This window comes from Ureibacillus aquaedulcis, assembly GCF_030418165.1.
In the GTDB taxonomy this organism is placed as follows: domain Bacteria; phylum Bacillota; class Bacilli; order Bacillales_A; family Planococcaceae; genus Ureibacillus; species Ureibacillus aquaedulcis.
Map to the genome: position 1 here is coordinate 375,921 of NZ_JAUHTQ010000002.1, position 24,375 is coordinate 400,295.

The window sequence follows — 24,375 nt, forward strand, 5'->3', positions numbered from 1 at the left end:
CCTGGCATTTATTATAAGCCTGAAATAAGCAATGAAATATTCTTTGGATAAGTTGCCCCCGTTATTCACAATCATAATATCAATTCGCCCCCATTTTAATTGCAGCACGTTAAATTGTTGGCAAGATTAATGCTGCATACACCTGTTTCCGGCAATTCAAGCCCTACCTTTTTGGAAGCTTCAATATCTCCGGAAAGATACGAAACAACTGAACGAACTTGTTCGTAGCCTGTAGCCATTAAAAATGTTGGAGCACGACCGTAGCTTTTCATACCAACGATATAAAAATTTTTCTCCGGCTGTCTTAGTATCTCTTCTCCGTGGGGGCGAACTGTTCCACAGCTGTGCAGATTCGGATCAATTAAAGGAGAAAGTGCCCCTGCACTTTCGGTTGCGGAATCGATATTTATTCTAATTTCTCGCAAAAAGGAGAAATCAGGTCTGCTTCCCGTATTCGCAATAATTTCGTCAATTTCGGAAAGTGTATATTTTTCTCCTTTAAATTCCCCGCTTAGTTCAATGCCATTGTTTCCACGTATTAACCTATCAATCCTAAATGGTGTATAAACCTTCACCTTACCCTTATCAACTAAATGATGGATACGACTCCCTAATTCTCCTCGTGCAGTAAGGGCGTCTTTTTCTTCTCCTCCATACGCTTCTTCAACTTTTTTCTTGCGCATCAGCCAATGGATTTCGACACTATCCCCTAATTGTGAAAGCTCCAGAATGGAATTAATCGCTGAGTGACCGCCTCCGATAACCGCCACCCGTTTACCGGTATATCGATGCCGGTTATTTCCCGCTATGTCTGGTATTCCATAGTGAATGTTTTTGCTGAGCGCTCCCTCTTCCTCTGTCCAAACATTATCTGCATTGATCGGGTTAGGATTTGACCAAGTACCCGTTGCATCAATTATCGCTCTTGTCTTAATTCTTTTAGTAATCCCTAGTTGCTCGACATACATAACAAATGACGCTTGTTCTCTTCCCGAATTTTTCATCTTATCCAAACCTTTTTTGCTAATGGAGATTACTTTTGAATTTAAATATAAATTTCTTTGGATATCGGGTAATTTTGATAAAGGATCTAAATAAGATTTAACTAATTCTTTCCCTGTAGGAAGAACTCCTGCCGGGGGTTCAGTCCATCCACTGGCAATCAGTAATTTTTTTGCAGCTTTGTCAATGTTGTATTGCCAAGGTGAGAAAAGACGAACATGGCTCCATTCGATGATATTGCTTCCAATGCTTGATCCTGATTCTAACAAGATGAAATTTTGCCCTTGATCCGCTAGATGGGCAGCAGCAGCTAAACCAATTGGTCCCCCACCTATAACCGCGATTGGCAACTCTTTAGATTCACCTTCTTTATTTGGAACTTTTTCACCAGAACGAGTACAACCATATACAATTTCGTTACCTTTTCCACACTTAGTCATCATAAAACCTCCAGTTATTTTATTTGCATATTGCAAGTATTATTTAAAAATTAAAGCAAGATTTCTCTTGCTTAGTATAAAGGTTTACAGCAAACAGAGGATTTTGACATGGCCTCGTTTAATAACTTTAAGGAACGAATAACAGTTTCTCTTTCAAATTCATTCATATGGGAAAATACCTCTTCTAGATATGCATTCATGGAATGATCGATAGATGCTGCTACAAATTTTCCTTGTGCCGATAAACTTAGTATGGATACCCGTTTATCTTGCGGTGCAGGTGCTTTCTTTACTAATTCCATTTTAACCAACGATTGTATCTGTCTGCTGAATGTTGTTATATCCATGGCCAGGGATTCGGCTATTTGCTGCATGGATGGTTCAAACTGTTTATCGATCTCATAAAGGATATGGCTTTGAACAATAGATATCTCGAAGTTCCCTACAGCACAACAATTTTTATCCAATAAACCGAATCTTCTCGTTAGCACATGGAAAATCTCGCGTTTATTTTCCATATTTTCACCTCTTAATTTCTTTATACTTTATTTATTTGCAAATTACAAGTATTTTGGATAATATTTATTTAAACTATTTTGGAGGAACAATTATGACAATTAAAATCCGGAAAGTTACGAAAGATGACTGGGAACAAGTAAAATCCATTTATGAAGCTGGCATTGCAACTAGAAATGCCACATTTGAACCAAAAGCTCCCCTTTCCTACGAGCAGTGGATTGGGCAAGCGAATCTTTCCTGCTCACTGGTGGCCGAAGAGGACTACACAATACTGGGGTGGTGTAAGGTGACTCCAGTCTCTTACAGAGAAGTGTATTCAGGTGTCGGAGAAGACAGTATCTATATACATCCCGAGGCTACGGGCAAAGGTGTTGGAAATCTTCTGCTTCATCACTTGATTGTACAATCAGAAGCAGAGGGGTTCTGGACATTGGAAGCCAAAATATTCATGGAAAATGAAGCAAGCATTCGTTTACATAAGAAAAACGGTTTTAAAGTGGTCGGCATCCGTGAAAAAATTGCAAAAATGGATGGTATCTGGAAAGATACTTTGCTATTAGAAAGAAGAAGCCGGTTGGTTGGACGAGATTAGCTTATTTTTTTATGCTTTGAAACATATGATGTAAGAATATGGGAAGACAAAGGGGTACATTGTTTAGGAGTACTTTCAGTGATTTTTATTAAAGTTATTGACAAGGAGTTTATATATGGCTATAAAATTTAATGACTTTTTAAAAGATGAATTAACGATAGTCGAGATTCAAAAGGCTTTGGATCAAGGAGTCATTACATCAAAAGAATTGGTGATGTACTATTTACATAGGATTGCCAAATTCGACCAAAGTGGTCCGAAGTTAAATTCCGTATTAGAGATAAATCCTGATGCTATTTTTATTGCCGAAGCACTAGATTTTGAGAGAAAAGCTTCGGGAGCAAGAGGAGCTTTACATGGCATCCCCATATTACTTAAAGATAATATCGAAACGCATGATTCTATGCATACTAGTGCAGGTACTCTTGCTTTAAGTAGTCATATCGCAGCTAAAGATGCCTTCTTAGTTGAAAAGCTACGGAAAGCAGGCGCAATCCTTCTAGGCAAAACGAACATGACAGAATTAGCAAATGGTATGTCAAGTGAAATGTGGGCTGGCTATAGTTCCAGGGGTGGTCAAGTATTTAATCCATATGGGGGGCGTAGTCTATTTGTTGGGGGTTCCAGCTCAGGATCGGCGGTTTCCGTTGCGGCAAATTTCTCTGTAGGTTCTATAGGTACAGAAACAGATGCCTCTATACTCAGCCCGGCAATACAAAATTCAGTCGTAGGTATTAAACCAACAGTTGGCTTAATTAGTCGACGCGGAATCATTCCCTTTTCCTATTCACAAGATACTGCCGGACCTTTTGCAAGGAATGTAGCCGATGCTGTTTTGCTGCTTGATGTTCTGGCTGGTGTTGATGAAAGTGATCCAGCAACTCATAAATACAAGCATATACCGGGGGTGAAGTATAGTGATTTCTTAGACGCTTCTGGTTTAAAAGGTGCCAGAATTGGAATTTTTATCGATGCTACAGAAGCCTTTCTTCTTTCGGATGAATATGATGGAAGACTATACAATGATGCTATTCAAACACTTAAGGATCAAGGGGCCATAATAGTTGAAAATGTTGATATCCCTTCTTTCAGCAGAAACTGGAGCTGGGGGGTTAGTCTATATGAACTTAAGCACAGTTTAGATAACTATCTTGCACAGTTATCACCGCTTTCCCCTGTACATTCTATTAAAGAATTAATAGAGTTTAATGAGGAGATTGGCGAAGAGGCTTTAAAATATGGCCAGGATAAATTGAAGCAAAGGGTTGGTCTATCGAATACATTAAGCAGTCCTGATTATTTAAATTCAAAGCTAGAAGACTTGTATTTCTCGCAAGAACAAGGAATCGACTTTACTTTAAAGAAATATAATCTGGATGCAATTCTCTTCCCCTCTTATACAGGTTCAACTATTAGTGCAAAAGCGGGATACCCGAGTATCGCCGTCCCCGCTGGCTATAAGAAAAGTGGCAGACCCTTTGGCATAACGTTTGCTGGCACAGCATTTTCAGAAGGGGTATTAATAAAAATAGCATATGCCTATGAGCAAGCCACTAAACATAGACAGGCCCCACAGCTTAAACCATAAAATTTAAATTTTTATATTACACCTCGAAAGATGAAAAATCTCTTCTTTTACACAAGCAGGGATTTTTCTTTCATTATAATCCAAGGACTCTAATTGCTTACAGGCAAGCTAACTTTTACATTTTATAATGCAACTTTTGATTGTTTTAAAATCTGGCTTCACATAAATAATCGGGTATTTCGAATCTAATACAAGCTCCTCGTTTACAAGTAGCTATTTGTTAGTTAGCAGTTCTTCGAGGAATCGAACTCTTATTTCCGGCCACTCTTCATGTATCATGCTGTACATCACCGTATGACGGATTGTCCCCTCCTTACGAATCATATGGTTTCGGAGTATCCCCTCTTTTGTGGCGCCTAACCGTTCAATGGCTTTCTGGGAACGGATATTTTCATGTCCCGTCTTAATTTGCACACGATTTAGATTCATTTCCTCAAAACAGTATGTTAATAAAAGAAACTTACAATTCGTGTTAACGTTTGTTCCCCAATAAGACGGCGTAATCCATGTTGAGCCAATTTCGACTCGTCTATGGCTTTGAGCAATATCCAAGAAAGAGGTAGTGCCGATAATTTGGTTTGTTGCTTTATGAATTATTGCAAACATATAGGATTGTTGTTCTTCTCGTTCCTTGATTGCATTTTCCACATATTCTTGAACGGCTTCCTTTGTTAATAATGAAACAGACATATGCTCCCAAATTTCGGGATAATTTGCTGCTTTTGCTATGCCCTCCACATCTTTTACTCCAACCGGCCTTAATCGTACAACGTCATTTTCTAAGTGAATTTGTTTTCTCAATTTTTGTTCCCTCCCATTACTAGTAAAATAGATTTTTGGTATGATAAACAGTATCAAAATGTTTTTTTTCGACCATACCAGGGGGGTGGAATTTTGGAGATTTCCATTATATTTTCAAACAAACAGCCAAAATATTTAGACATCTATGAACAGTTAAGAAGCATGATTATCAATCAAACATTACCTGCAAATGCCAAACTACCATCTAAAAGAAGCCTTGCTGCACATATAAACGTTAGTATCCATACAATTCAGGAAGCATATGAGCAGTTAGCAAGTGAAGGCTATATTTATAGCGTTGAGCGTTCCGGTTATTATATATCCGCCTTTGATGTGGACTGGGAACAGCCATTACAAGCTAAAGCAAACAAAATCAACATTCCTGTTCCAGCTGCCTTATACAACTTTAGAAACGGCCAAGTGGATGAACAGGAGTTTCCCATAAAAACATGGCTAAAAATCTATAAAAGTGTACTGAAAACAGATATAGTCTCAAACGGTTCCTGGCAAGGAGAAGTGACTTTAAGAGAACAAATTGCTCTATACATTAAAAAATCCAAGGGCTTCGCTTGTGATTTGGACCAAATTTATATTTACAGCGGAACGCAGCACCAGCTCAACGAACTGAGCCGTTTTTTTGGTAAAGTGGACGTTGCAATCGAAGAACCTGGTTTTAGAAGAGCAACCGCAATTTTTCAGCAAAATCAACTAGGTATTCATTTTATTCCCATTGATGGAAAAGGAGCAACTATTCCCTCGCAACCATGTAAGTATTACTATATAACACCCGCACATCAGTTTCCTTTAGGTGGTGTTATGCCTATTGAAAGAAGAATCGACTTGTTAAAATGGGCAAATGACAATGATTCATTTTTAATTGAGGATGACTATGATTCTGAATTTCGCTATAAAGGAAATCCAATACCTCCATTAGCGCAAATTGATCAGCTTCAGCGTGTCATCTATTTTGGTACGTTTTCAAAAACATTAATACCTTCTGTCCGAATCAGCTACATGATTTTGCCAAAAGCTCTAGTGGAAGAATTTAATACTTTTTATAAAGACCAAAAAACGACTGTGTCTAAAGTGGATCAACATGTAATTTCTGAGTTTATGGAAAGTGGTTTGTATACAAGGCATATTGCCAAAATGCGGACCTTATATCGGAAAAAGCGAATAAAACTACTCGATTGTTTACATACTCTTTTGGGTAATGAATTTGAAATCATTGGAGATGCTGCCGGTTTACATATCGTCGTAAGGTTGCCAAATAGCTTAAATGAGACCAATGCAATTCGCCTTGCAGAAAAAGCGGGTATCATTATCGACCCAATTTCCACTTCCTATCAGCAAAATAAGGTAGTAAATTTCGTCATGATTGGGTACGGGGCAATCCCTTATGATGCCATTGAAGAAGCAGTAATCCTACTTGCTGATCAATGGAAAAATCCTCACTAAGTAATCGAATTTTTACTCCCCCATTACATAAACAAATTTAAAATACTCATATTAATCAAGAAGGGAGCTGAGTACATGCCAACTAATAAAAACAACGGTGAAAATTTAAATACAGAATATACAAATAAAAATCCTTTAGATGTTTCCAAGGAAGAGGTTCGTTTTAGTAAAGACGAGGAATTTGGATTAATCACAGTGGAACACCCAGGGAAGAATAACTCTGAAAAGCTATCGATGAAGGATGTTATCAAGAAGATGGACAACAATCAGGGCGGTATGGCCTAATAAGTCATTCTTGAAAACAGTGGACTACAAAAAAGCCTGCTAGGTTGAAGAGACCCACAGGCTTTTCTCGTCAGGAAAACAGCTAAACGTTTCCTTGGTTAATATATAGAATTAATCGACCTTGATATTTGGCAATGGCTGTGTTTGGTATACTCTTGAGTTTTCAGGAACAGATTGCGTTAACCAAATATTTCCTCCAATTACTGAATTACGCCCGATTGTCGTGTCTCCACCAAGTATCGTTGCACCTGCATAAATAACAACATTGTCTTCAATATTCGGATGGCGTTTTATTCCTTTAATCGGATTTCCATTTTCATCTAGAGGGAAGCTTTTCGCTCCTAATGTTACACCTTGGTAAATTTTCACATTCTTTCCAATTGTACAAGTTTCCCCGATAACAACACCAGTACCGTGATCAATAAAGAAGTACTCCCCTATCGATGCACCTGGGTGAATATCAATACCTGTCAACTGGTGTGCATATTCCGACATGATTCTAGGAATGATTGGCACACCCGCTTTGTATAATTCATGGGCAACCCGATGTATTGTTATTGTCTGAATTGATGGATAGCTTAGCAAAATCTCTTCCGTCGAGGTTGTTGCAGGATCTCCATTATATGCAGCCTGGATATCAGTTTGGAGTGTTCTGCGAAGTTCCGGAAACTTCTTGATTAGATTGATCACAATTTCTTCGGCAATTGAAGTAATTTCAGCTTCTTTCAAATTGCTGTCTCTAGAAATTACTTTCTCGATTAAATCTTTTAAATCCAGTGCCGATGTTCTTAAATTATTCCCAATTGTAATATTTAGCCTTGTATCTTCATTTTTAAATTTATCACATAAGCATGGGAAAAGTGCGGAACGGAAATTTCTCAGTATTTTGTAGATTGATTCCTGCCCTTCAAAACCGATTGTCTCGTCAATCGAAAAGTGATCTTTATGTATATCCTCAAGTGATTTCGAAATTTTCGGGATTTCACTATTCAACCAATCATTTAAACTCATTTTACTCTTCCCCTTTTTAGCAATATTCTAATATGGCATGCTTATTATTGTAAAATACTCTATGCCTTAAGTAAATAACTTCGAGTCTAAGCGTTGTAAGATTTCATTATATTCAATCTTTTTATTTTATAAAATGAGGAATTTGCTTGATTTCTTCATCACTTTTTTTTATTAAAAATAATTTATATCTTGTACACTTCCTCATTCACTGTATACAATAATTGCTCATTATTAAGGCCATTGAAAATATTCTTCAATGCAATTTCAACCATCTTATCCCTGGTTTCCTTTGTAGCACTTCCTATGTGAGGCACAGCAATGACATTATCCAACGAAAGCAAAGGATGGTCCTTTTGAATAGGTTCGATCTCAAATACATCAAGTCCTGCAGCAAATATCCCATGTTCACTTAAAACTTTATATAATGCTTCCTCATCCACTGTGGATCCTCTTGAAACATTAACAAAGATGCTCGTCGCTTTCATAAGCGAAAATTCTCTGTATCCCATTATGTGATAAGTTTCTTCAGATGCAGGCGCAAGCATCACAACATAATCAGACTCCTTTAAAAGGCTATCTAAATCACGAAACTGAACATTTAGTGCTTTTTCGGTTTCCTCATCTCGGCGACGATTCGCATAGACTACTTCCATATTTAATGCCTTTGCCTGCTTTGCGAGTATTTTCCCGATACGTCCCATTCCAATAATCCCCAATTTGGCACCGGAGATTTTTTGGCCGGCAAATAAATAAGGTCCCCAACTTTCCCACTTGTTTTCTCTAATGAATTGCATGCTTTCTACAACTCGTCTTGCACAAGCGAACATCAATGTCAACGCAAGTTCTGCTACCGCTTCGGATAATACATCCGGTGTATGGCCTACCGGTATACCACGCTTTGTAGCCTCTTGTAGATCAATATTATCAAAACCAACAGCCATCGTACTTATAATTTTCAACTTTTTAGCGTGCTCAAAAAACTCGGAATCCAAACGATCCGTCAAATTAGCAAAAATAGCATCCGCATCTGAAACCTCTTTCAGCAGTTCGTTTCTCGGCATAATTTTATTCTCTTCTTCCCACATCACCACTTCATATTCTTTGGGAATTTGCTCCAACAGAGGAGACTGGATCAAACGAGTAAATAATATTTTCATTTTTACACACCCCACTTCTCTTTTATAACCAATTTTACAGCAATCCCCTGATTGAAACCATTATCAAATTTAGTTTAATGTATTGAAGTAAATTTCGTTACAGCGACAGCTAAAAAAATAACCGCCTCAATTCCTAACGAGACGGTAAAAATTTATTAGAATAATGAACCAATCAGTTCAGATAAGCGAATTAAGAGGAGACTAATTGAGGTTGCTATCATGCGGAGCAGCCCTGTTTTTATTAGTATAAAGATAGTAAAAACTACAATTACGATAGTGTTTACCATTTTTAAAACACGGTTCATCCCACTAAATATGTTGAGTTTTGCTATGATAAATAAGATGGCATAAAGAAGCATGCCTATAAAAAAAAGCTGAATCACGGTTTTCCTCTCACTTTCGATAACCAATCAAGCAAAACAACTCTGCAAATTCTACAACGTTGTTCCGCTATTATTATCTACCTTCAAATATACAACCAGTTCTTGACGATAAACAGAATCCTCCAAATAGTGATCTAAAGTATGGAAATCATACTTGAAGCTTCCGAATGGGAAGGTCACATTCTCTCCTTGAACAGCGGCGAGTAAACCAGCCACATCATTAGATACCATTTCCAGCACTTCTTCTCCAGTTGCTGTTATGACAAAAATAACATTCATACCTTCATATCTCCTTTATTACGCCCCAACAAACAGTGTTGCTTGGCATATTGCTATAAAAAAGTACGGTTGTTGAATAGGGCTAATATCATTGATTTGTAGGGTTATGTGAAATTCACCCTCACCCTCCCTATATTCCGCTTTCCATCGTGCGATTTCCTCTCCGTCAAGAAGAAATCTCGACCAATCTTCTGCTTCTTTCTCAAGCTGGATTTTAATCTTTTTATCTGTAATATATAGAGTAGGAATCCCTATGCGCCAATTCTCGTAGGATATGATATATTTTTTTCCAATCGCGACTTCCATACCCTCGAACCAAAGCTTGCCTCTTCTACTAATTTTCTTCACAGTAAAAAGTTTTTCCCCATTAAGACTCATCACATCATATTTTAAAAAGTATCGAAAATCAAATATCTCATCAAAAGTCTTTTTTAACAAATTATCGTAGACGCGTCTTGAAAAAGCAATTACTTTCCCACTATCATCCAAAATAGGTACGTCACCAGTATACTGGATTGCTTCTGGGTGACAATATGTATATATTTTCATTCTATCTCCACCAAATCAGTATTTTCCACTAACAATAGTAGTTGATAACTCGAAATTTAGAAAGTTTGAACATCCTTTATTTTAAAATAATTTCAACATTCACTATCAAACACGGTAATCATACCGTGCAAAAAGGTTCTACAGCATTAAACCGTAGAACCTTTTTTAAGTGCCGGGCTTCCCTAGCCCACTGTTATGGGAGCAAAAAATTCGTCGTATAGTGCTCGCAAGATTTGGTTTTCTGTTTGTGAAAGAACACCAAATACCAAGCTTACTTCTGAAGAACCTTGATTGATCATTTCAATATTGGCGCCAGTTCTGGAAATCGCTGCTGCTGCACGGGCTGCAAGGCCAGTGTTATTGCGCATACCTTCGCCAACGATTACGATCATGGAAATACCATTGCGGAAGTATACATCATCTGCATGCAATTCTTCTTTGACACGCTTAACAATTCGTTTTTCTTTTTCTTCGGTTAATTGGTTAGAGCGAATTATTACAGAAATATCGTCCAGACCCGAAGGTGTATGCTCATAAGAAATTTGCTCCTCTTCAATAATCTGAAGAAGTTTGCGTCCGAAACCGATTTCGCGATTCATCAGATATTTTGAAACATAAAGAATCGAAAAACCGCTATCTGCCGAAATACCAGTCACAGGTCTTCCTGTAAGAGAACGAGTTGGGAGTATTTTTGTTCCTGGAGCAGATGGATTGTTGGTATTTTTTACGTTAACAGGAATCCCTAATTTATAGACGGGCATTAATGCTTCGTCATGGAATACGGAGAATCCTGAATACGATAATTCACGCATTTCGCGATAAGTGATTTCCGAGATACCTACAGGATCATTTACAACTTTAGGGTTGGCAGAGAATACACAGTCAACATCCGTAAAGTTTTCATAGAGATCCGCTTTAACGCTAGCCGCCAAAATAGAGCCTGTAATATCGGACCCGCCTCGGTCGAATGTACGTAAAGTACCATCTTTCGTATAGCCGAAGAACCCAGGAAATACAACAATTTCGTCACCACTTGCCAAATCTTTTAGATTCTCATAAGTTTCTGGCAGTGCGTACGTACGCTCTGGAGGATCATTTAATACTAGGCCATCTTTAGGGCTTACATATTTTGCAGGCAACCCGATAGAGTTAAAATACTCCGCAATTAGTTTTGCGTTATTGTCTTCCCCACTAGCTTTAATATTATCTATAAATACAAATTCATTTGATTTATCACTTTCAATACGTTCTTGCAAATCCTTTGCAATCACTTCACATATTGAATTGTCAAGATCAAGATCATCTGCAATCTCTTTGAATCGGTTGACAACTACCTCAAGTTTTTGCACTACATTCCCATTATGCAGTGCTGCATCAGCTAATTCGATTAACAGATCCGTTACTTTAATATCGTCGCCGAAACGTTTACCTGGAGCTGATACTGCAATAATCTTTCTTGCAGGATTGGATTTTACTATATTCGCTACTTTTCTAATTTGTTCTGCGTTAGCAACGGATGTACCACCAAATTTACATACAATCATTTCACCAAATCCTTACTATTCAAAATTGTATTTCCCGAAAAAACATTTGATTGTTCACAGTGTACAAATTTTACACTCTGTCGTCAAGACTATTTATAGATATTGATTATTTTTGTATAATAGAGCGAGCACTAAAACAGAGAGCGACGCTACCGATTGATAGCCAATCAGATAAGTGTTGCTTAAATGAGTCAATATATTATATGTAACAGCTAAAACTCAGAAAAGCATAATTGCCTAAAATCAAAGAAATCCATTCTAATAGACGATATCCTCAATAAAGAAAGAAAACCGTGTACATCGCAGCACACGATGCACACGATTGATTATTAATACGGTTACTGGTATCAACAATTTAATGCGTCAATTTATTATATAACATCTTGCCTGTTTCGCAAGACACAATTATTGTAATTTGTATACAAAATTATTTAAGATTGATAACTTTTAGATAACAAATCTCATCAAGATCGATATCAATTTCTCCTCTATTATCTAGAAGTGTTACTTGATCCCTATCAATCCCGCTGATTGTCCCTTTAACCATTCCTTTAGTAGTAAAAACAATCGAGTCTTTACCACAGTACTCTGTAAGTATACAGAATAATGGGACTCCAAAAAAGAGATTTAGAAAGTTTGGATTTTTTGAAACAAATTCACCAAAATTGAAGGCCAACTTTCTTCTGAGATTTTTTTCTGCGTCAATAAATTGCGGTTCTAGATCTACTTCTTCTATAAAATCATTCATTTTTATGGAAAGGAGCTTTTTGTAGAGAATAAAAACTGCTGAGCCATTTTGATTGATTTGCAAGAAGTCTTTACCTGCTGTCGCAATCTTTCCATCCAAACAAATCGTACTTGTCATTGTGCTGTTGTTTTCCAGTGTATTAGGCGATTCTTCAGCTTCAAAGCTTTCACATTCACAAAGAATCTTGGCTGAAACAATCTCTCCCCTCATTTCCATAAAATGAAGCTGTAGTTGTCTTGTATTATCTTCATCTCTCCTGGATCCTAATGAACGCAGTAGATCATTAGCTCCTTCTATACAGGATTGCAAGTCATCCAACGCTTCTTGATCTAATGGGCTATTTGGTGATGCAAACTTTCTTGTCCGTATCCGCCTTTGGCAAAAATAAGGAGAACCAAACAAATCCATGGGCCGAGGACATCTGCATGGTGAATTATGGCAATTTATACATCTTTCCATATATCTTTACCTTCATTCTTTGTTGTTCTTACTGTTTCAATATTCCTTTTTACTCTCCCTTTAATCGTACGCCTCGAATGAGTATCCTCTTTGCTGTTTGCTGGAATTGCATTGACTCTAAGAGTCCTGCCTGCCCTTACTTTAATTTTCTTTAAAGGGGCCAAATCTTTATGCTTTCTTTTTAGTACACGCATTATCCCCCATAAACCAAGTTCAATATCCCAACGAATGTTGCCTGAACGATACATATAATCGCCAGGTCTATTTAAAAATCCACCAGCACCATAGAATAGTTGGAGGTTATCATTGGACCCTACTGTGTTATGATCCACTACAGATACAATAGCCGAATTCATATCCCTTTCACTACTAAGGAATTTATGGCCATGTATCGCAAAGGAATGAGCTCTTGCACGATCGGCAGGGAAAGTCAACCTCATGATAATGGGATCTCCAGGGTAGGCTAAAAAAATTGGGGTACTTGGATCTCCAAACTTCTTGGAACTAAACACCTTGTGGATATCCCTGAATTTTTTTATACGATTACTGAATCTTTCGTTTCGGTAGTTGAATCCCCTTGAACCTTGGTCTTCGAAATCAGGACGGTCTTCTTCATCCTCATCTTCAAACAGTACTTGAGGGTCGATGATTAAGTTGTCATTCTTATCCAACAACCTCACACCATCATGCATTTGAAGACAAAATTCCCTAAATTCAGGTAGGATCGGAACGGAGACAATCAATTGGCTTCCTTTATCAACTTCTTCTCGTGTTTTTGAATCTAGATAGATTGCGCCTCTAGATTCCGCTATTAACATACCGAATGCTCCATGATGGCGGTGATTTCGGATATCGGCCATATCCCAGAGGTTTGCTGCTCCAAAGCGTTGATCAATATACCAATAATACGTTCTGCACTCACCTTGCCCAATGGTTTGGTCATAATTAAAGCCAACCGTAGCACCATCCGAATGTCTTACATCATATTCAGCCAACTGTGCATGTAACGAGATGCGACTCGATGGCGGGAAAAATGCATCTACAGGCACTTCTGGATAGCCGTGTCTGCCATGGTGATGATCTTTGCCAGTCAATAAATTTGTTAACGTTACCTCCACATACTCTCCAACATTGGCTCGTAGAATTAGTGGTTCCGGGTTTAATTTCCCACTTAGGATATCTTCAACATCCTCCATCATGGCAAAGATAATACCATAGGGGTCATGATCCCCATCATCGTTATATTCAATATTGGTATTGAGTGCCACAATATCATATTTTCGAACCTTGGCACCTTTTGGATATCTTGTCTTTTCTACGATAGCTGGCAGTGGTCTTTCACCCGTTTTTTGCGGTAGCGGTTCTTCTCTCCATGGGATATCTGAACGATCAGGCAATGGTTTCAAATGCTCTACGCGTTTTTCAAATGTACGGAAGATTCCCCAGTTGCCAAGCCAGAGATCATCAATCGATCCATAATGGTAAAGCATGTCGAAATCGCCTTTTCCTTCGATGCTGAATTCCAATGTAAATGATTCGGCAATGGCAAGATGTCGTTGTTGATCTAGTTCGGAATCCAGATCTCCTCGTTCCCTGTGCCATCGTTGCCTATGAAGGTTAAAACTATGCGATTCTTCATGAGCACCTTGTATCAAGCGGACACGTACTGGATCTCCGTTATAGGTCTCGAGTAATGGCGTTACAGGATCTCCATGCATCCATGAGCTGAAGACATAGGCGGGATCACAATGGGGCTCTTTTAATCGGAATTGCAATGGCTCATTCCGGTAGTTCACACCCATAACTCCAGGGTCATCTGGTGAACCCGGGAAAGGAGGTGGATTTAGTGGATTTCCGTTTTTATCAAACAACAAGGCAAAATCGTGAACAAATAAATTAATTTCTCTAAAGTCCGGAATAAGTGGATTGACAATCATGCTCTGGGTTCCGGCATTCATTTTTTCCCCTGTGTAGGGATCCAGGTATTGTGATCCTCTTGGCTCAATGTTGATACTTGCAAATACTCCGTGCTGCTGATGTTCGTTTGCAAAAAGATGGTCATGCCAGAAGGTTGATTTTAGCTCGACATCTGCAAACCATTGATATCTAATTGTTTCACCCGGCAATACAGAAGAATCATAGTTCCATCCTACATTGGCCCCATCTGAAACAAGAACATCAAATTTAACGAAATGTACGTGCATCCCTGCCTCATAAGTTCTGTTGACTAATTGAAATGCATTGCCCCCGATTATTTCCGGCAATTTATTTGTATATCTAAAACGTATCGCTTCACCAGCGTTGGCACGGATTGTGAGTGGTTCAGGTTGTTTTCGACCACATCTGATATCTTCTTCATCTTCTTCCAAAACGTAAAGTCTGCCTTCCGGGTCATACCAACCTTCTTTGTTATAAACAATCGGCATTTGAATTAAGGCAACATCAAATTCTCGGATTGGCGTTTTCTTAGTTGCTGGATTTACAAAAACAGCACCAGGGACAGCATTTTTAGCAAAGTGATTTTCTTCAAGTTTGGTTGACTCTCTGCCGCCCTCTATACCAAGGGGTGGTCTTGGCGCCTTAAACCCTGGAATACCGGGGATAAAGTTTGGAAAGCCGGGTTTTTCAGGAGTTGGTTTTGGTGGACATGGTCTATCCGGCAGCGGCTGCAGCGCCTTTATCTGTACACCGTTTGGATAGCACATGCTGCCATCCTGCAACGTATCAAAAATCCTCTGCATCCCCCACATCCCCTCCCCAAAGTGTGGGTAAAGGTGACAGTGGATGATTACGTCTCCAAAGGCGCCATGCAAACTTCCCGAACCATATGCCGGGGTTACTGTATATTGGGCCTGAGGTGAAATTGCCTGAACATCAAGAACAGCCGAATCCATATCATTTTGATCAAATAACCATTGATGCACATGATAATGGAAAGAATGGGTTTCTTGAACTCCACCATGGACAAGTCGAATCTTGACGGGGTCTCCTATATATGCTGGCAGAATCGGTGTATCCGGGTCACCAAAGACCCATGAATCATGGTGAACCTCTTCTCCCTCGCAGTCCGGACATACTACACCTTCCTGAATGAGGCGCATTCGATTTCGCATGGGTTCGGATCGGTAATTTACAAGATGTGTAGCTTCTGGCTGAAGTGTATGAGGGCTGATTGGTGCTTGGCCAGTTAGGTCATCGACTTCCATCTCATCATGGAAAAACCACCCATATTCCCTGAAGGAAGGTAAAAATGGATTATGGATATCTGCATATAACCCGCTGTTTATCGGTTTGCCCGTGACTTGATCGGTCCACCATGAGCCCCTTGGTTCCACGAAAAGCGCACCAAATAAACCATGGACATTACTGCCTTTTTCACTGGATAAAGGATTTCCTAAATCCGAGAAAAAATGAACTCCTTCATTATCCACTTTCCATTTATAAAGAATGGTTTTCCCTTTGGGTACTGTAGTGTCCGGATTAATTCCGACAAATGCACCGTCCGACGTAAAGACATCATACTCAGCATTTTGAATATGCATCCCTGTGTTAAACGGGAGCTGGTTTTCAAATAGAACTTCAATTTCATCTCCAACGTTCGCACGAATTACCAAGGGTTCCACTAAATCTACTGTAGAATAAGGATTTAATTCTACTTGCTTTTTTACGAGACTTTCATTTTCTTTCAACACATACATCATGCCGTTTGGATCATGATCTCCAAACCGGTTCACCACAATTCGGATTGGAATTGCTACAACATGGTACTTTCTAAGCATGAAAACCATTCCTAATGTCAGGAATCGGACGTCGATTATCCTTTTCTATATAAAACACTTCAATATCATCAATATGAATTCTAAATTCTTCGCCATCCAGCTCATTTATATTTGTAACCTCAGCACAAATGATCAGATAATCGGTTACCACATCTTCAATCCTGCCAATTATCAAAAATGGAAATGGAGCAATTAAAATTAAAGCCCTCATTCCTATATTTTCCCTGAATTCTTGTGTTACGCCATATTCCCGAAAAGCATTGATATCGGTTGGGTAGTCACATTCATTCCTATAATCATTTCCCATCGTTTTCACCCTTTCTTTTTAGATTTTGGTCGATTAAATCAATGGTATTCTTCTATCCAGATCAAATTCGGTAAATATCGCAATATGCTCTATTGGAAAACTTAATGGTGTAGGAAATCTAAAAAATGGTGCATTATGCATTTTAATAATTACTGGATCTAAGGTAATGAAACCGTTACCCACGGTCGTAACAACCCCGGTGAATATCGGTCTGAATGTTTGGCCCAGGATATTTAATTGTCTACTTTCAGTTACAAGCAGGATGGATTTACCGAGCACTTCCCTGAACAATTGATCACCAAATACATCTTGGGATTCTTTCATCTAACTTTCCCCCTCCAAAACGATACTTTTTCTTCAACCTATTCTATGGAAAATAAAGTTAAAGACTTAAACAAAAACACAATCAATTTCAAATAACGTAGTCCATCTAAATAAGAATGGCTCAAAAGCTAAAGCGGTATTTTTGACCATTGAGACATTCTTGCTAACTATTTTTCGATTTTGTTATTTTCAATTTCTTAAGAATTTTTTCAAAGAAAGAGAGGATTCTGCCTTGCTTCATATAAGTAATGTTGCTTATAGCAATTTCCTTCTCTTTAAATGTTACCTTTCCTTGGCTTACTCCTCGTAGTTTTCCGTTGAAGATATTACTGGTGTAGATGGTTAAGTTCGTGCCAATCCAACTTTTCAAATTAGTCTGCAGCAATTCCTCAAAAAATTGCTGCCTAAGTGTTTGTTTTTCCGCAACGGTTACTGCAAAATTCGTTAGTAATTTTCTTCTTAATTCTTCGTCTATCAATATATTTTGATGCGAACCAGGCATATCCGGAAGACCAAAAGGGGTTTTTGCTGAATGGATTGCCCTGTATGGAATCCAGATTCTAGTTAGGAGTGTCCGGACCATGACAAAATCTCTTCCCACAACAGATACTTTCCCGATGGTATGAATGACCTCATCTTTATTTCTTGAGTAGATTTCAACTAGTTGATTTTTTTTCGACTTGAAAAACTTCAGTAAAATCATCTGCTGTTTATAATGAGGCAAGATGGTACCTAAATTCTGCAAATTCACACTATGAATATACTCTTGCAGCATTTTCAATTCATGTAATGGCTTAGGACTTGCCGGTGAAGTATATCTATCCTCTTTTTTTAATTCCGGATAATCATTTTCATACATAAAAGCCCAATCATCCCTTCAATGTTTTACAAGTAACCAGCTTACTTATCGTTTTCATATACTAAATACATGGAGGAGATGAACATGAGTTTATTAATACTCTTTGTTTTGATTAGTTATTTGTTTGTATGTAGCTTTACTTATTTATATTTAAAGAAGTTGCGGTATTTGATTAGCTATCATTTAGGGATGAACCTGGCTATGACAAGCAGCGGCGTGATGGGAATAGCCGTTGGAACACTACTTGGCTATGCATTCCCCTCACATTATTCACTTATTACGATTGTTGCCACTTTACTGGCGATGGTTATTGGGGCCATTTTTGGCGCATTAGTCGATTACCAAACATTGCTTACCGGTGTATCAAGCGGACTGATGGCAGGTATAATGGGTCCAATGATCGGGGTTGTAGCCGATCTTACCCTTGTCACTTTTTGTTCCTTACTTGTATACGCGATGTTTGGCTTGATGTGTTTTTCCATTAGGTCCTAAATCAAGGCAGCGGATTTAAAGATGTTAAAATAGCAACGACAATAATCAGCAAAATCATAAAGATAAAATCTATCATTACCGGTATTTTTAAATCCGCTAGTCTACCTCTTTTCATTCTTTTACGAATGATTGCCCCCATAATGACGACGCCGAGCACAATGGCAATTTTCGACAATAAAACAACTCCCCAATCCGTCAACAAAGCCTCTTTTCCCGGTAAATAGAAATAGGAAATCATGCTGCCCGAGATACTCAGCAAAACAGCACTAATCAAGGCGCCATTTGAAAATACAGGTAGAAAAGATTTAACATAGAGCTGCTGCTTACGCCAAAATAGCAGGATAAAAACCAACCCCGCGGCCCAAAAAGCACCAGCAAAAATATGGACACTATTTAAACCAACCAATAGTGAAGAGGGTTCAAACTCTTGCGTATGACCACTAAGGCTTTTTGCGATGCCAATCAATAGAATCCATAGATAATCAAGCCATTGATTCTTAAACAATGTTAGAAAACCAATTAATGATAATGCCAGAGAAACAATCCATAGCTTGCCAAAGTTCGTCTCCAAAGGGAAATCGAATTCAAAACTAATGCCATTTGCCGTAAAAGTGTTCATTTGGATTAATAGAAATGCGACTAAACCTATCAAATGCAGGAACTGGAAAACCATCCCATAGAATAGAAATCTTTTTCTAAGTTCAATAGAATAGGACCTTATGACTTGCCAAATCATTAACCAGCCCATAATCAATAATAATCCAAGATAATAGATTGCTTTGGCGCTATAATTAAATAACTCCGAAATGTCTATTACACCGTTATCACCTTGGGTCGTGGCCGTATTTTTTCCATTCCCTGAGTCTTCTTTATTAACGGCTCCACCGGCTGCCTCCTCTTTTATATGTTCCTCATTAATTGACGGGTGATGTTGCCATTTCACTTGAAATAAGTAGGAACCTTCAATCGTATGCCCATCATTCGATGAAATCACATAGTATTGTACCTTGTAATGTCCATTGGGCAGTGCCGGAATATGGATGGAAATAGTTCTACGATCATCACTGATGGAAAGAGAATTCGTGATAATTTCCTGGTTATTTTGATCGAATACCTTCATTGAAAAGCTTTTGTCTACTTTACCGCTAAATTTGATTGAAACTTCACTCGGTGACTCTTCAGACACACTACCTGAAACGGGCGACTCTTCTTCCACAAAGACGTGGGCATTGACTTGCTTGCCCATCGAAACAAAAAGAAAAGCAATAAATAAGCAATAGATAGTAATTCGGGAAATTTTCAAGATCATCTTCCTTATCTCCTTTTCTACTACCTATGTTATTCATTGCCTTCATTTTTGGAATCCTTTTTAACAGATTAAAATTCCCGATAAAGCGATTACCAACGTTCCCGTTCGTTATTTCTTTCTTTTTTCCAATCAACAAACTCAATTTTGTCCTTTAAAACTGTGACCATTTTTCCGTTGTTTCCTTTAATATCTACATAGTCAATACCTACATGCTTCGTTTTCCCTCTAAGACGTCTGTTCCCGACTGTGACCATTTCCAACGGACGACGCTGGTTTCTCAACAGCTTAAAATTCAAATTATCATCTAAGCGTGCCAAGTTTAGGCATAAATGACATCTGCAATCACAACGGTTGTGAGAATGGGAAAAATCGCGATGCTTATTACAGCTATCACAATCGAATAGAACAAAATGGTTTTTCCTCCGTTGGTGACGGCAGTTGCAATCATGATGATTTCCGCGGCAGTGGCTGCTGCCGCAATCATGATGGTGTTTATCACGGTGATCACAATCGCAGTCATGCTCACATTCGCAATCATGGTCGTGCATTGAATTGTGATGGCACTTGCAGTCATGATGGTGCCCATGATGTTGTTGAGTGCATCCACAGTCATGATGATGCACGTGACGGTGACCACATCCACAGTCATCAAGGTGCTCATGACGGTGATCGCATCCACAGTCGTGATGGTGCTCATGACGGTGACCGCATCCACAGTTGCAATGATGCTCGTGACAGTGGCCACATCCACACTCGCATTGGTGTTCATGATTGTGACAGCATCTACAGTCGCAATGGTTCTTTACGTGGTGATCGAAACCATTTTTTACAAAGTTATGATGGAATCTATCAAAGTAATCATGCTCGTTATTTCTTTGTCGATTGCGTTTAGCGCGGTTTCTTTCGATTCTCGTTTTCCTTCTCAAAATAAAACCTCCCTTCTAGATTTGAGAATCTGCATTTAATATATGCAAACTTTACTAACCCAAGGGAGGCTAAAACATATTATAGAACTATTTATCTTTCGTCGGGGCAGGGAAAACAAATTCTAGTTTTTCATTTACTAATTTTAATTTTGCTTTCCCCTTTTTCCCACTTTTCCATGTAAATCGGATTTCTCGCGTTTCTTTACCATTCAATAATTTCTTTGCATCTGTAGGGGTAATCTTCCCCTTCATGATGGTCTTGCTAATAAAGAATTTACAGGCTTTATTGGAACAAGAATACCCTTTAAATCCTTCTACAACCGCTTGTCCGCATTGCAGACATTTCCCTACAACGACCATTTGTTTCTCTGCTACATTCAAGTTCAATGATACAAAACCATCTGTCGTTTGTTTTACATAAGCTAGCATCTCTTTGTAGAATTGACCTGAGCTTAATTGGCCATCCACAATATCCTTTAGCTTTTTACTCCAGATAGCCGTTAATTCAGGCGAAACGATATCGTGTTCACCTATGCTTTGAATGACATCGATACCAAATTGCGTTGCCTTAAACGATTTTCCTTCACGGGCAATCATGCCAATGGAAATCAACTTCTCTATTATTTCTGCGCGAGTGGCAGACGTACCAATTCCTTCGGCATCTTTTAAGATTTTCTGCAATTCTTTATCCTCTATAAAGCGTCCCGCATGGAACATCGCATCCAATAGCGTACTATCTGTATACCGTGCAGGTGGCTCCGTCACCTTGGATAGAATTTTTGCATCCTTAATTGGCAACTGCATACTCAACTGGAGCGGAGGCAACGGCAACTCCTGCTTCTTTTTGAATGCATCGTATAGTATCGTGTATCCTTTATCAATGACCATATTGCCGTTTGCTTTAAAGAATTCTTCATTTGATTTTAATAGGACGGCTGTTTTATCAATCACATAAGCAGGCATGAAAATCGCCAGCAGCCTTCTTGCAATCAGATGATAGATTTTCAGTTCTTGCAGCGATAACTTCTTCTTTCCAATGGCAACTTCTGTCACTGTAATGGCATGGTGATCCGTTAATTTCTTATCATCCACATATTTTTTTGAACGAATTGTCCTTTGTATAGCATCCGGACGATTTAGTACCTCTTGTACAATAGAGCCATATTCATTTAAAGATGCCAGTGTCTGCAGTTGCATCTTGATATTTTGGGCAAAGCTTGTCGGCAAATGCTTGGATTCTGTACGAGGATAGGTAATTAGCTTTTTCTCATATAAACTCTGAGCTATTTTTAAAGTTTCCGAGGAAGTAAAGCCAAAAAACTTGTTTGCTTCCTTTTGCAGTTCAAGAAGTGAGTGTAAAGGTGGTGCACTCATCGTTTTTCGTTCCGTTTTAATATCCTGCACAGTGGCGGTATTACCTATTCGTGAAAGGATGCTTTGAGCTTCTTCCATTGTTTTTAGCTTGTTCTCATTCGTTTTTGGGCTAAACCATAGAGCTTTAAATTGACCTAAATCCAGTTCGATTTGAAAATATGGTTCAGGCTTAAATTGCAAAACCTCTAACTCTCTTTTCACTACAATAGCCAGTGTCGGTGTCATCACTCGCCCAATTTTAATAATCCGTCCGCCCTTGACAGTGGCTGCTCGCGTTAAATTCAAGCCGATTAGCCAATCAAAGATCGTTCGGTACATTGCTGCATTACGCAGGTTCCGAATTAATAGATCCTGTTCATCGATTAAATTCAATAAAGCTTTGAAAATCGCATTGTCTGTTGTTTGAGATGTCCAAAAACGTTTCACCGGCAGCTTGCACCCAACACGTTTATAGAACGAGTAAAAGATGTTTTCCCCTTCCATTCCGGCATCGCAGGCATTAATGATAAAATCATAGCGATTCGTTTTCAGTACTTGTTCAATCTCCTTATATACTTTATAAGCTGATTTCTTTACCCGAAATTCATAACGTTCAGGAATCATCGGCAATAGATTCAAGTCCCACTTTTTCCATTCCGCCTTATATTCATGTGGTTCTTTTAATTCCACGACATGCCCGACAAAAGATGTAAAATCAATTTCATAGGGTAATTGCATCTTTTTATAAACTTTTTGAATATCACGCATGAGAGATGGCTTTTCTGCGATTAGCAATGCTTTCATTAGCAGATCCCCCTTTTCTATTCATCATAATATAAAATAGACTCACTTTTTAAGTGAAATCTATTTTATTGCTAAATTAATTATTTCGCACCCCTTATGATTGGCTGTACTAATAGAAATGAAAGGCTATTGAAAATTTCCAAGGAATCATGTTAAATATTTAACCTGCTTTACCTTTTGTACCCGAACCCGAACCACGGGAACCACCAAGGTATTTTGTAATTATGTATTCTTAATTGCATTTTTGATAAAATAAATATAACAAAAGCTAATCATTATTAAATACTATTTAAGGTGAACAAAATGAATATAATACAACTCCAATACCTTGTTGATGTAGCAGAGCTCGGCACTTTTACAGAAGCAGCTAAAAAAAACCTTATGACTGTTCCAGCTATAAGTATATCCATTAGCCAACTAGAGGAAGAATTAGAGGTTTCGCTTTTTACGCGTTCCAGGAAAGGCGTAACTCCCACAAATGAAGGTAAAAAGGTCATACAGTATGCCATCTCGATTCTTAAAACCATCGATAAAATGAAAAACGATATAAGTATTTCCAGAAACACGAATCAGGGAAGTATTTCAATTGCTACTATTCCCGGAATCGTTCCGAAGATCATAAATACCACGTTGGATTATCAGAAAAGGTATCCCTATATAAATGTACAAATTGTTGAAGGTGATACTGCCACTGTTTTAAATCACGTCAAAAATGGTGTTGTTGATATGGGCTTCGTCACATTTTCAACAACGAATCATGATTCGGCAATATCCTGGCAACCTATCATCAAGGATGAGGCAATATTGGTTGTTAGTAAAAGTTCAGCATTCCGGTTTCACCAAAGTATTTCTAGTAATGAAATAAAAGATGAAACAATTGTGTTATACAATGATCCTTATATAAAATTGATTGCTGAAAAATTCCTCCTTGATGACCAATCATCAAATAAGGTCAGTTTAATCTCCAATAATGTAGATGCCATTTTCCAAATGGTTGTCAAAGCAAATGCCATCACCATCGCTACAGATTATATTGTTAACTCACTGCCTTCTCATATTAAAGATGAAGTAATCACGATTTCCATTAATGAATACGCGATACAATCTAATTTCCTTTGGAGATTAACAAGGCAGAATGAGAAGGTCTCTACAATTCTTGAACAGTTTACAGAACATCTTTTATCACAATTAACCTGACCCCGTTACGACTGCATCTACAAATACCGGGAGACCTTGCCATATTTGCAAGGTCTTTTTGCTATTAATTCAGTGTGTTTATACTTAAAAATAATTTAATGTAGATTAACTTTATTTAAATTTACCTTTAATACAACTGCTGATAGAATATGTTTCATCGTGCTAAATGAACTCATTTAGGTATATAGATAATATTATTTCAGGAGGTTA

Annotated in this window: 24 protein-coding genes; 7 read left to right on the forward strand and 17 right to left on the reverse strand. The window is 38.2% G+C overall.

Going from position 1 to position 24,375, the window contains the following annotated elements; all coding sequences use genetic code 11:
- Positions 1-95: 95 nt before the first annotated feature.
- Positions 96-1,445 (reverse strand): NAD(P)-binding domain-containing protein, encoded by a 1,350-nt coding sequence (locus QYB95_RS04445; protein WP_301136954.1) that lies wholly within the window; start codon positions 1,443-1,445, stop codon positions 96-98.
- Between the two features lie 68 nt (positions 1,446-1,513).
- Entirely contained in the window at positions 1,514-1,960 is a 447-nt protein-coding gene (locus QYB95_RS04450) for a MarR family winged helix-turn-helix transcriptional regulator (protein ID WP_301136955.1), read from the reverse strand.
- A gap of 92 nt (positions 1,961-2,052) precedes the next feature.
- Between QYB95_RS04450 and QYB95_RS04455 the strand changes: the two genes are divergently transcribed.
- Positions 2,053-2,553, forward strand: a complete 501-nt coding sequence (locus tag QYB95_RS04455; RefSeq protein WP_301136956.1) for a GNAT family N-acetyltransferase — start codon at positions 2,053-2,055, stop codon at positions 2,551-2,553.
- A 115-nt stretch (positions 2,554-2,668) separates the two neighbouring features.
- Positions 2,669-4,141: an amidase family protein gene (locus QYB95_RS04460; protein ID WP_301136958.1), complete on the forward strand. Its 1,473-nt coding sequence runs from the start codon at positions 2,669-2,671 to the stop codon at positions 4,139-4,141.
- A gap of 213 nt (positions 4,142-4,354) precedes the next feature.
- On the opposite strand, the gene QYB95_RS04465 is transcribed toward QYB95_RS04460, so the two are convergent.
- The gene (locus tag QYB95_RS04465; RefSeq protein WP_301136960.1) at positions 4,355-4,942 is read right to left on the reverse strand and encodes a GNAT family N-acetyltransferase; all 588 of its coding nucleotides are present in this window, start codon (positions 4,940-4,942) and stop codon (positions 4,355-4,357) included.
- A gap of 93 nt (positions 4,943-5,035) precedes the next feature.
- Between QYB95_RS04465 and pdxR the strand changes: the two genes are divergently transcribed.
- A complete protein-coding gene (gene pdxR, locus QYB95_RS04470; RefSeq protein ID WP_301136962.1) occupies positions 5,036-6,400 on the forward strand; it encodes a MocR-like pyridoxine biosynthesis transcription factor PdxR in 1,365 nt (454 codons plus the stop codon).
- 75 nt (positions 6,401-6,475) lie between these two features.
- Entirely contained in the window at positions 6,476-6,685 is a 210-nt protein-coding gene (locus tag QYB95_RS04475; RefSeq protein WP_301136963.1) for a hypothetical protein, read from the forward strand.
- 111 nt (positions 6,686-6,796) lie between these two features.
- On the opposite strand, the gene epsC is transcribed toward QYB95_RS04475, so the two are convergent.
- The 10 genes from epsC to QYB95_RS04525 all read right to left on the reverse strand — a co-directional run bounded on the left by epsC (position 6,797) and on the right by QYB95_RS04525 (position 18,084).
- Entirely contained in the window at positions 6,797-7,696 is a 900-nt protein-coding gene (epsC, locus tag QYB95_RS04480; protein ID WP_301136965.1) for a serine O-acetyltransferase EpsC, read from the reverse strand.
- A gap of 182 nt (positions 7,697-7,878) precedes the next feature.
- Positions 7,879-8,853 (reverse strand): 2-hydroxyacid dehydrogenase, encoded by a 975-nt coding sequence (locus tag QYB95_RS04485; RefSeq protein WP_301136966.1) that lies wholly within the window; start codon positions 8,851-8,853, stop codon positions 7,879-7,881.
- 434 nt (positions 8,854-9,287) lie between these two features.
- Positions 9,288-9,515, reverse strand: coding sequence for a thymidylate synthase (locus QYB95_RS04490; protein WP_301136967.1), 228 nt, complete (start codon positions 9,513-9,515; stop codon positions 9,288-9,290).
- Between the two features lie 18 nt (positions 9,516-9,533).
- Positions 9,534-10,064: a tubby C-terminal domain-like protein gene (locus tag QYB95_RS04495; RefSeq protein ID WP_301136969.1), complete on the reverse strand. Its 531-nt coding sequence runs from the start codon at positions 10,062-10,064 to the stop codon at positions 9,534-9,536.
- A 182-nt stretch (positions 10,065-10,246) separates the two neighbouring features.
- Entirely contained in the window at positions 10,247-11,608 is a 1,362-nt protein-coding gene (locus QYB95_RS04500; protein ID WP_301136970.1) for an aspartate kinase, read from the reverse strand.
- A gap of 427 nt (positions 11,609-12,035) precedes the next feature.
- On the reverse strand, positions 12,036-12,764 hold the full coding sequence (locus QYB95_RS04505) for a hypothetical protein (RefSeq protein ID WP_301136971.1): 729 nt from the start codon (positions 12,762-12,764) through the stop codon (positions 12,036-12,038).
- A gap of 35 nt (positions 12,765-12,799) precedes the next feature.
- On the reverse strand, positions 12,800-16,594 hold the full coding sequence (locus QYB95_RS04510) for a multicopper oxidase domain-containing protein (RefSeq protein WP_301136972.1): 3,795 nt from the start codon (positions 16,592-16,594) through the stop codon (positions 12,800-12,802).
- Complete coding sequence (locus tag QYB95_RS04515; RefSeq protein WP_301136973.1) at positions 16,587-16,901, reverse strand: hypothetical protein; 315 nt, start codon at positions 16,899-16,901, stop codon at positions 16,587-16,589. The genes QYB95_RS04510 and QYB95_RS04515 overlap by 8 nt, the downstream gene beginning before the upstream one ends.
- Positions 16,902-16,934: 33 nt before the next feature.
- The gene (locus QYB95_RS04520) at positions 16,935-17,225 is read right to left on the reverse strand and encodes a hypothetical protein (protein ID WP_301136974.1); all 291 of its coding nucleotides are present in this window, start codon (positions 17,223-17,225) and stop codon (positions 16,935-16,937) included.
- Positions 17,226-17,388: 163 nt separating this feature from the next.
- On the reverse strand, positions 17,389-18,084 hold the full coding sequence (locus tag QYB95_RS04525) for a hypothetical protein (protein ID WP_301136975.1): 696 nt from the start codon (positions 18,082-18,084) through the stop codon (positions 17,389-17,391).
- A gap of 84 nt (positions 18,085-18,168) precedes the next feature.
- On the opposite strand from QYB95_RS04525, the gene QYB95_RS04530 reads away from it, so the two are divergent.
- The gene (locus tag QYB95_RS04530; RefSeq protein WP_301136976.1) at positions 18,169-18,576 is read left to right on the forward strand and encodes a hypothetical protein; all 408 of its coding nucleotides are present in this window, start codon (positions 18,169-18,171) and stop codon (positions 18,574-18,576) included.
- Position 18,577: 1 nt separating this feature from the next.
- Here the strand turns inward: QYB95_RS04530 and QYB95_RS04535 are convergent, their stop codons facing one another.
- The 3 genes from QYB95_RS04535 to QYB95_RS04545 form a co-directional block, all read right to left on the reverse strand.
- On the reverse strand, positions 18,578-19,885 hold the full coding sequence (locus QYB95_RS04535) for a copper resistance CopC/CopD family protein (RefSeq protein WP_301136979.1): 1,308 nt from the start codon (positions 19,883-19,885) through the stop codon (positions 18,578-18,580).
- Between the two features lie 89 nt (positions 19,886-19,974).
- On the reverse strand, positions 19,975-20,181 hold the full coding sequence (locus QYB95_RS04540) for a hypothetical protein (RefSeq protein WP_301136980.1): 207 nt from the start codon (positions 20,179-20,181) through the stop codon (positions 19,975-19,977).
- A 23-nt stretch (positions 20,182-20,204) separates the two neighbouring features.
- Positions 20,205-20,582 (reverse strand): hypothetical protein, encoded by a 378-nt coding sequence (locus tag QYB95_RS04545; protein WP_301136981.1) that lies wholly within the window; start codon positions 20,580-20,582, stop codon positions 20,205-20,207.
- 4 nt (positions 20,583-20,586) lie between these two features.
- Between QYB95_RS04545 and QYB95_RS04550 the strand changes: the two genes are divergently transcribed.
- Positions 20,587-20,850, forward strand: coding sequence for a hypothetical protein (locus QYB95_RS04550; RefSeq protein WP_301136983.1), 264 nt, complete (start codon positions 20,587-20,589; stop codon positions 20,848-20,850).
- 48 nt (positions 20,851-20,898) lie between these two features.
- On the opposite strand, the gene QYB95_RS04555 is transcribed toward QYB95_RS04550, so the two are convergent.
- Entirely contained in the window at positions 20,899-22,968 is a 2,070-nt protein-coding gene (locus tag QYB95_RS04555; protein ID WP_301136985.1) for a DNA topoisomerase, read from the reverse strand.
- 303 nt (positions 22,969-23,271) lie between these two features.
- On the opposite strand from QYB95_RS04555, the gene QYB95_RS04560 reads away from it, so the two are divergent.
- On the forward strand, positions 23,272-24,165 hold the full coding sequence (locus QYB95_RS04560; RefSeq protein ID WP_301136987.1) for a LysR family transcriptional regulator: 894 nt from the start codon (positions 23,272-23,274) through the stop codon (positions 24,163-24,165).
- Positions 24,166-24,375 lie beyond the last annotated feature (210 nt).

Bases quoted from the DNA above. Each gene is read 5' to 3' on its own strand.
- QYB95_RS04510 (WP_301136972.1), bottom strand. From the start codon at position 16,594: ATGCTTAGAAAGTACCATGTTGTAGCAATTCCAATCCGAATTGTGGTG.
- QYB95_RS04490 (WP_301136967.1), bottom strand. From the start codon at position 9,515: ATGAATGTTATTTTTGTCATAACAGCAACTGGAGAAGAAGTGCTGGAA.
- QYB95_RS04475 (WP_301136963.1), top strand. From the start codon at position 6,476: ATGCCAACTAATAAAAACAACGGTGAAAATTTAAATACAGAATATACA.
- QYB95_RS04495 (WP_301136969.1), bottom strand. From the start codon at position 10,064: ATGAAAATATATACATATTGTCACCCAGAAGCAATCCAGTATACTGGT.
- QYB95_RS04505 (WP_301136971.1), bottom strand. From the start codon at position 12,764: ATGGATTTGTTTGGTTCTCCTTATTTTTGCCAAAGGCGGATACGGACA.
- QYB95_RS04545 (WP_301136981.1), bottom strand. From the start codon at position 20,582: ATGAGCACCATCACGACTGTGGATGCGATCACCGTCATGAGCACCTTG.
- QYB95_RS04525 (WP_301136975.1), bottom strand. From the start codon at position 18,084: ATGTATGAAAATGATTATCCGGAATTAAAAAAAGAGGATAGATATACT.
- QYB95_RS04535 (WP_301136979.1), bottom strand. From the start codon at position 19,885: ATGATCTTGAAAATTTCCCGAATTACTATCTATTGCTTATTTATTGCT.
- QYB95_RS04515 (WP_301136973.1), bottom strand. From the start codon at position 16,901: ATGGGAAATGATTATAGGAATGAATGTGACTACCCAACCGATATCAAT.
- QYB95_RS04530 (WP_301136976.1), top strand. From the start codon at position 18,169: ATGAGTTTATTAATACTCTTTGTTTTGATTAGTTATTTGTTTGTATGT.
- QYB95_RS04445 (WP_301136954.1), bottom strand. From the start codon at position 1,445: ATGATGACTAAGTGTGGAAAAGGTAACGAAATTGTATATGGTTGTACT.
- QYB95_RS04455 (WP_301136956.1), top strand. From the start codon at position 2,053: ATGACAATTAAAATCCGGAAAGTTACGAAAGATGACTGGGAACAAGTA.
- QYB95_RS04450 (WP_301136955.1), bottom strand. From the start codon at position 1,960: ATGGAAAATAAACGCGAGATTTTCCATGTGCTAACGAGAAGATTCGGT.
- QYB95_RS04560 (WP_301136987.1), top strand. From the start codon at position 23,272: ATGAATATAATACAACTCCAATACCTTGTTGATGTAGCAGAGCTCGGC.
- epsC (WP_301136965.1), bottom strand. From the start codon at position 7,696: ATGAGTTTAAATGATTGGTTGAATAGTGAAATCCCGAAAATTTCGAAA.
- QYB95_RS04460 (WP_301136958.1), top strand. From the start codon at position 2,669: ATGGCTATAAAATTTAATGACTTTTTAAAAGATGAATTAACGATAGTC.
- QYB95_RS04520 (WP_301136974.1), bottom strand. From the start codon at position 17,225: ATGAAAGAATCCCAAGATGTATTTGGTGATCAATTGTTCAGGGAAGTG.
- QYB95_RS04500 (WP_301136970.1), bottom strand. From the start codon at position 11,608: ATGATTGTATGTAAATTTGGTGGTACATCCGTTGCTAACGCAGAACAA.
- QYB95_RS04485 (WP_301136966.1), bottom strand. From the start codon at position 8,853: ATGAAAATATTATTTACTCGTTTGATCCAGTCTCCTCTGTTGGAGCAA.
- QYB95_RS04555 (WP_301136985.1), bottom strand. From the start codon at position 22,968: ATGAAAGCATTGCTAATCGCAGAAAAGCCATCTCTCATGCGTGATATT.